Origin of the sequence: Cellulophaga sp. F20128, assembly GCF_023015805.1 — a bacterium.
Classification (GTDB): Bacteria; Bacteroidota; Bacteroidia; order Flavobacteriales; family Flavobacteriaceae; genus Cellulophaga.
Genome location: NZ_JALKBA010000058.1, coordinates 1 through 946, shown reverse-complemented (window position 1 = coordinate 946; position 946 = coordinate 1). Strand labels below are relative to the sequence as shown.

1 protein-coding gene is annotated in these 946 nt (G+C 32.2%); it reads right to left on the bottom strand.

Annotation, left to right across the window (positions count from 1 at the left end):
* Window positions 1-68: 68 nt before the first annotated feature.
* Window positions 69-946 (bottom strand): toprim domain-containing protein (locus MWU65_RS17820; RefSeq protein ID WP_247079961.1); only part of this gene is annotated, 878 nt, incomplete at its 5' end.

Sequence of the window (946 nt, the reverse complement as noted above, 5' to 3'; positions counted from 1 at the left end):
TATCCGATTGATGTAGTACATCTATAGGAATCTTTACATACTGCTTCTTTTCATCTGTTGATTTAAAATCAAATTTCTTTTCTTTTTTCATAACACAAAAAGTCGTTTAAGTCTTTGTAATCTTTATAGGTATCACTGCGGTCAATGATATGCTTGTGATTTTTTTTCAAATACATAGTAGCTTTTTGTCCTGCTAAATCATTATCCAAATAGAGGTGTATACATTCGTATTTGGCAAAATGAATTTGAACATCTTTAATGAAAGCAATGGAGTTTAAAACAATCATATCTGAAACCTTTAATTCCCTTGGCTTTAAAGTGGCCAGTGATAATAAATCAAACAACCCTTCTAAAATGATTAATTGCTTATTATGGTGGTGGATATAGGTATAAAATTTGGGGCTACTACTATTTTTAAAAATCTTATTCCGGAATTCCCAACCGCTTTTTTCGTTCTGTAATCCAATAGCAAAATATTGACTGTCCTTGTTGGTGTACCATACTTCTTTACAATAGCTATTGGCAATAGTTATAGAAATACCTCTAGCACTTAAATATTGAATCAAAGCAGGGTGCGTTATATTTTGAACTTTACAGATATTAATTTCAGTTTCTACATTGCAAAAAATCTGCGGCTGTTGAAAAGGAAAATATGACACATCCCCATTTAAAAATTCTAGCGTTTCTGATATGGTACATTTTAAAATTGTACTTACTAAATCAATCACATTACCGCCGATACCCTCACCATGATCGTACCATCGATTCTTGGTTTTAGAAACTTTAAAAGAGGCTTGTGTTTCTGACCTGAAAGGACTTAGAAACCAAGCTTCTTTTTCCGATGTCTTTTTGGGAAAGTGCCCTAGTTTTTCCAGTGCTTTCTCCACTGAAAAATTACGGGCTGTTTCACAATTTATTTTTCTTTTCATAAGCCAATGTGTTTTTA